Below are 6680 nucleotides of genomic sequence, written 5' to 3' on the forward strand. Positions count from 1 at the left end.
GGGTCGTCGCCCTCAGCATAGGCCACCCTGCCTAACTCGTGCAGGGTGAGGGCCGTTGAGCGATGGCGGCGGCCCAGCACCGCTTCCTTGATTGCCAGCGCCTCCTGCAAATACTGCCGCGCCGTCGGGTAGTCGCCTTCCTCCAGCGCCACCCGCCCTAACCCGTGCAGGGTGAGGGCCGTTGAGCGATGGCGGCGGCCCAGCACCGCTTCCTTGATTGCCAGCGCCTCCTGCAAATACTGCCGCGCCGTCGGGTAGTCATTGTCCTGATACATGATCAGACCAGCCGCATGCAGCAGATCGGCCTGGTCGCGATCACGATTAGCTACGCGCACGTCAAGCAACTGACGGATATGTTCAAGAAAAGGCCGGGCAGATAGTTCCAACTTTTCATCAAGTTGCTGAACGGTCTGGCCCAGACCGCGTACAGCACGTCGCCAATCGGCTAATGGGTCATCGGTAACACTGCGCGCATAAGCGCGTAGCAGGCGGTGGAGACGGTACGATCCATCGCTATACTCAATCAATCCGAGTTCACGCAGACGACGAAGCGCCTGTTCGCCCCGCTCGCGTTGGGTGTCGTCGGTCGGGTCAAGCTCAGCAGCGCGAATAAGCACTTCATCGAGAATCGGCTCGGGGGCAAGTTGTGCGGCGGACAGCCAGATCGTGCGGGCCAGGTGATCGGTCGGATCGTTGCCCAGACGCTGATAGCTCAACGCAAAGGATGCCACGATGCTTGCCCGTTGCCCCGATGGTAGTCCTTCAACCAGTTCAGCATTCAGAGAGTGGTGGTTGATGCTCTCGGTACGCAGTTGCTCAAGGTAGCGGGCGAGGGTCATGCTACACTCGGCCAGGTAGCGACCGGCCAGGGTAAGCGCCAGCGGCAGTCCACCCAGCTCCCGAACGATGTCCTGCGCAGCCTCGGCCTCACCTTGGTCTGCCAGCAGGTCAGCGATGGAGCGGTCACGTTCGATCGCACGCGGGCCAAGCAGCAATGACAGACTGGCTTCGTCTGTCAGGCTGGTGAGGGGGAGGAGACGCACGCCGCTGCCGGTCTTCCAGCTCTGGCGGCGGGTGGTGATCAGCAGACGGCTGCCGCCGCCACGCGGCCGCCACTGCTCGAGCAGGGTCGGGTCTTCCAGGTTGTCGAAGATGATTAGACGGCGACCCGGCCCTTCCCAGATCGCTCGCACCTGTTCGACCCGCTCACGCAGGCTTAGCCGACGTGGTCGCTCGAAACGGCTCAGCTCACCGTCAAAGCCGATAGTCTGCCTACGCAACTGTTCACCCGGTTCATCGTCGAAGAGTTGGAGACCACGTGGCCCGCCGCATGCGGCAACCTGGGTTTCAATCGTTTCCGGTTGTTCCATGCTCAGCCAGAACACGCCGTCGGGAAAGCGGTCGCGGTAGCGATGGACGAACTCGATTGCCAGCCGGGTCTTGCCGATGCCGCCGATGCCGGCGATCGCCGGCAGCAGCGCGACATCTTCCGCCTGCTCGCCGGTGAGCATAGTCGCCAGGTGCTTGAGTTCTTCCTCACGGCCCACGAAGTTGGGGAGGGGTGGGTGGGGCATCACAAAGGGCTGATGTTCGGGTGTGCGCAGGCGAGCACGATCCGGGTAATACGCCAGCGTGGCACCGGATGAGCGGTCGAAGCCATACTCGCCAGGCTGGGCATCGGCCAGCTCTACCTGAAGCATCGCGTGCAGGCTCTGCCAGGTCACCCGGCCATCCTCTAACGCAGCAGCCCCGGCTAATCCACGCAGCAGAGCGGCACTGTAGCGGGTGGCGCCATCGCCTTCGTAGGCTTTATGCCAGGGGCTGACCGCAGCCAGCGTTTTACGCATCGTCCCGCTGCTACCGTCGGCGACATCGGTGCGCTGGATGTTGAGGGCCTGGGCCAGGCGCCGACGCAGATTATCAACCACCGGATCAGGCGCAGCTTCACCGACTGCGCCGGCGTAGCAGCAGTCGAGGATGAGCAGCAACCGGTCAGGGGTACTATGGCGCAACACCTTCTCCTGAAGCCACTCCATCGAGAGGTGAGCGCTCGGATCGTCACGGGCATCCTCTGGGCGGAAGTTGGAGGTAACCAGGAAGACATCACTATGGCCGCTGGCATCGGTGATGTAGCGCCCGTGACCGATATAATAGATGAGCAACAGCCCATGGCGACCGGCAGCTCGCCGCGCATCGAAGATCGCCCTGCGCACAGCATCGGTGGTTGCTGCTGCACCAACCAGCGGCTCACCACAATGCAGGGTAAAGCCACTAGCCGGTGAAGTGAGCATACGGGCCACCTGGTATGCAGTCTCCTCGGCGTAGCGCAGTGGTGGCAGCCCGGTTTCAGGACCGCCGTTAATGCCGATCACCAGAGCGATGTTAGGTTGCGTCTCGGTCATTCCTCACTTATGCCACGAATGTAAGATTCCCGATCCTCTATCCCCCTTCTTCGCCTAAAGGAAGGATGTCTCCCATCATCCGGCGGGAAGGGTCAGGTGAGGAGTAACTACCCACGCGACTTCTGCGCCGATGCCGGCACAAAACGAGCCAAAATAATCCCCACTTCATAAAGCAGATACATCGGCAGCGCCAGCAAAAACAGATTTACCGGATCACCGGTAGGCGTAATAAATGCTGCAATAATGACCACCAGCACCAGCGCGTACCGCCGATAGCCGGCCAGTTGACGGGCATTGGTGACATTCAGGTAAGCCAACACATAAATGATGATCGGCAGCTCAAACACGATCCCGTTGATCAGCAACAACATTGAAACCGTCTCGAGAAAATCAGACAAGGTTGGTTGGGTCTGGATCAACGGTGAATCAGAAAAGCCAACCAGAAACCGAATAGCGACCGGTGTCGTCACAAACCAGCCAAACGCGATACCGGCCAGGAAGAACAAGGTAACAAACGGGAGTGCCCGAAAAATCAGGCGACGTTCGTCAGCGGTAAGACCAGGGATGATAAAGGCCAAAATCTGATAGACAATAACCGGCATGGCCAGGATCACACCGACCACCAGCGCCACTTTCATATAGCTAGTAAACTGCTCGGTCGTCCCAACCGACTGAATCGGCGCAAAGCGGTCATTGATTGGTGCAAAGGTCAGGATCAGAATATCGATCAGTTTGACCGGCCCCTGTGGCCAAACAGCTACAAAACCTAATACCATCCCGATCAACACTGCAATCCCGGACTTGATAATCCGGCTCCGCAGTTCGATCAGGTGTTCAATAAGCGACATCGAGGCATCATCGGTCTGATTTGCTCTTGCCGGTCGGGTTGTCATGATCGTATTGTCTCCTCCGTCAGGGGTGAAGCAGGAACGGTCGGTTGCCAGTGCTGAGCGAGTAACCCACGAGCCTGGAGCTGAAAGACAATGGCCTGCAATTCAGCCGCCAATTCATTCAGGCGGTGCATAAGTTCATGCAGTTCGGCAGCAGTGATAGCGGGTTGATCAGCATGAGGATCGGCAGGCGTTGATGAAGCGGTCGACTGCTCATCGGGAAGCGCAAGCGGTTGATCGGCTACAGGCTCAGGTGGGGTCGTTATTGTTGATGGTTCACCAAACAACTTACGATCTTCCTCGGTTACCGGCTGCACCACTGCTGAAACCGATACGGTTGGTGTTGTCGGTGAAACGGTTGCCGCCGGAACCGGCGGTTGAGCTGGAGGGCGAATAACCGGTTTGGTCGCCGTCTTCGCCTCATCGAGCACGGTTTGGGCTTGCTGACCGGCAGCCTTTACTTCGTCAAGAATAGATTGTGCTTGCTGACCAGCAGCTTTCACTTCGTCGGCAATCGCCTGCATATCTTGCTGCACATCGAGCTGCTGGCGAGTCCGGATCAACTCATCACGCAACTGAGCAATCTCACGTTCAAACTCGTTGCGCATCTCGTTGATCATCTGCAATTCAGGCGATTGCTGCTGCCAGGCCAGAAATTTGGCGACCTGCCTGCCAGCAAAACGACCGATCTCCGGTAACCGTTCTGGCCCGAAGAGAACAAGAGCTAGGCCCGCAATCAAGATAAATTCAAACAGGTGAACGTTGAATATTTCCATACGCACTCGCGCTATTGTGGTTCCGTGATTCCTTTTCTTATCTTACCACAGTACACCGAGAGAAGTGAAAATCGAAAAGTGAGCGATGAGAAGGAGGGCTTTGCAACGTTTTCAGCCAAATTGCTCAACAACGGCACAACACCAACAAGTGTCACACACCTGCTTCCGATGATTCCCAACCCACGCGATCACCTGGGAGCGCGGGCCTCTGGCCTGCGTCCTATAATTTGTGGTCAGACCCCATCGTTTGGTGCATCATCATAGCATCATCCCCTGCCAGCCCTGCCGCCAGCACCTGCCACAAGCTCCCTGCTTGGGGGGTTGGGGGAGGTACAGTCCCCCCGCTTGCAGGGGGTTGGGGGGTATACAGATAAATGAGAGGCAACTATAACCCTCTCCCTCGCTCCGTGTGGGAGAGGAAGAGGGCTAGAAGGAGAGGGCAATTCCCCCTTCCTCTGCCTGTGAGGGATGGGAGAGGAGGGGGCTGAGGAGGAAGGGAAGAGACTACTCGGCAACGTGGCTGAATATATCGGTCTCAGAAATAATACCGACCGGTTCACCATTCTCAAATACGGCTAGCCGACGGATATTGCGTTCGACCATCAATGCCGCGCATTCAGTGATGGGCGTTTCGGGGCTGACACTCAACAATGGCCGACTGGTCAAGTCACCAACGGTCAAGCCATCGATAGCCCGACCCTCACGAACCACTTTCTTCAACACATCACGCATCGTCATAATGCCCCACTGCCCACTTGCATCGGGCTTAACGATCACCGAATGGATACCGCGTCCACGCATGTAAATAGAGGTTTCGCGGAGCGAAGCCTCAGCCGGCACTGCTACAACTGCCCGCGTCATCACGGCTCCCACACTGCCGTGTGGATAGACACGACCATCTGCCCGACGCAGAATCTCAGGGCCAAACGTCGGTTCGGGATGGGGGACATCACCGGCCACGATCTTCTCCATGTTGGCAATGATCAGGTTGGCAAACTCCGACGTCTTCACCTCACGGGCGCCTTCCATCAAGCGGGCAAAGTCGTAGGTTACTGTCTTATCGGCAATAGTACGCTCAAGACCAGCGATAATCAGGTCAGCGGCTTCCGTCCACCCCATATAGCGGAGCATCATCTCGCCCGACAGAATCACCGAGCCAGGATTAACCTTATCGAGGTCGGCATATTTTGGCGCCGTACCGTGGGTTGCCTCGAAGATCGCATGGCCGGTCACGTAGTTGATATTGCCGCCAGGCGCAATGCCGATACCGCCCACCTGGGCTGCCAGCGCATCCGAGAGATAATCACCGTTGAGGTTGGGAGCAACAATCACATCAAATTCATCAGGACGGGTCAGCACTTGCTGAAAGATAATATCGGCAATCGCGTCTTTCACCAGAATCTTACCTGCTGCCAAGGCCTCTTTTTGTTCGGCATTGGCAGCCGCCTCACCGCGTGACGCCTTTGTTCGCTCCCACTGCGCCCAGGTGTACACATAATCACCGAAAGCACGCTCGGCATATTCGTAAGCCCAGTCGCGGAAGGCGCCTTCGGTAAACTTCTGGATATTTCCCTTGTGCATCAGGGTGATGCTCTTGCGCTTGTAGGTGATCGCATATTGGATCGCCGCCGCCATGATCCGCTCAGTGCCAATCCGGCTAATCGGCTTAATACCAATCCCAACCTCAATTTTACCTTCAGGCGCCTCGCCGATCAGCCGGCGAAACTCATCGGTCTTTTCAGGTGTACCGAAGCGGATCTTTTCAAAATCTTTAGGAAACTCGCGCTGTAAAAACTCGAGAACCTTGGCCGCTTCCTCACTGCCAGCACGGTACTCGATACCGGTGTAGACATCTTCCGTATTCTCGCGGAAGATCACCATATCGACCTTTTCGGGGTGTTTGACCGGCGATGGAACACCGGCAAAGTGGCGAACCGGTCGCTGACAAACGTAGAGATCGAGATGTTTACGCAGAGCAACGTTCAACGAGCGAATACCACCACCAACCGGTGTCGTGAGCGGGCCTTTGATCCCGACGAGATACTTCTGAAATGTCTCAATCGTCTCGTCAGGGAGCCAGTTCCCCGTCATGTGAAATGCTTTTTCACCGGCTAGTACCTCAAGCCACTCGATCTTCCGCTTACCACCATAAGCCAGCGCAACCGCAGCGTCGAACACACGGACGCTCGCACGCCAGATGTCTCGCCCAGTGCCATCACCTTCGACGAACGGAATAACCGGATGATCGGGAACCTGCAAGCGTCCGTTGATGATCTGAATAGCTTCGCCTGCTGGCGTCGATTTCATGGTCACACTCCTTACACACCTTACAATAAATTGCGGCTTGTATTATAGCCGACAATCGCTATCTTGACCACTATCACGCCGAATGGGAGGGGGGTTCGGAGATGTCAGGTTTCGGTCGGGTTCACCGGTGACCATCTTTCGCCCGCGTGGTCTCCCTGGGTGCGCGGGCCTCCGGCCCGCATCGTGATGTTCTCCGGTAGAGCTGCTTGAATACATCGAGTTTTCCCGGGGGGCACGGGCCTCCGGCCCGCATCAGTGATGTTCTCCAGTAGAGCTGCTTGAATGCATCGAGTTTTCCCTAGGTG

The 6680-nt window shown here is 57.3% G+C and carries 4 protein-coding genes and 1 pseudogene; all 5 read right to left on the reverse strand.

What is annotated here, in order from left to right; all coding sequences use genetic code 11:
• On the reverse strand, positions 1-2402 hold a 2402-nt coding region (locus tag JE47_RS0119100), incomplete at its 3' end, for a tetratricopeptide repeat protein (RefSeq protein WP_031461277.1).
• A 107-nt stretch (positions 2403-2509) separates the two neighbouring features.
• Positions 2510-3295 (reverse strand): twin-arginine translocase subunit TatC, encoded by a 786-nt coding sequence (gene tatC, locus JE47_RS0119105; protein ID WP_031461278.1) that lies wholly within the window; start codon positions 3293-3295, stop codon positions 2510-2512.
• Positions 3292-4068 carry a twin-arginine translocase TatA/TatE family subunit gene (locus JE47_RS0119110; RefSeq protein WP_031461279.1) on the reverse strand — a complete coding sequence of 259 codons (777 nt, stop codon included), beginning with the start codon at positions 4066-4068 and terminating at the stop codon, positions 3292-3294. Before JE47_RS0119110 ends, tatC begins: the two co-directional genes overlap by 4 nt.
• Positions 4069-4572: 504 nt before the next feature.
• Positions 4573-5040, reverse strand: coding sequence for a CBS domain-containing protein (locus JE47_RS22615; protein WP_442856929.1), 468 nt, complete (start codon positions 5038-5040; stop codon positions 4573-4575).
• Positions 5038-6375, reverse strand: a pseudogene (gene icd, locus JE47_RS0119115) (NADP-dependent isocitrate dehydrogenase); the annotation flags it as partial. The pseudogene icd and the gene JE47_RS22615, both read right to left, overlap by 3 nt.
• Positions 6376-6680: the final 305 nt, after the last annotated feature.

The sequence above is a fragment of the Chloroflexus sp. MS-G genome, assembly GCF_000735195.1.
Classification (GTDB): domain Bacteria; phylum Chloroflexota; class Chloroflexia; order Chloroflexales; family Chloroflexaceae; genus Chloroflexus.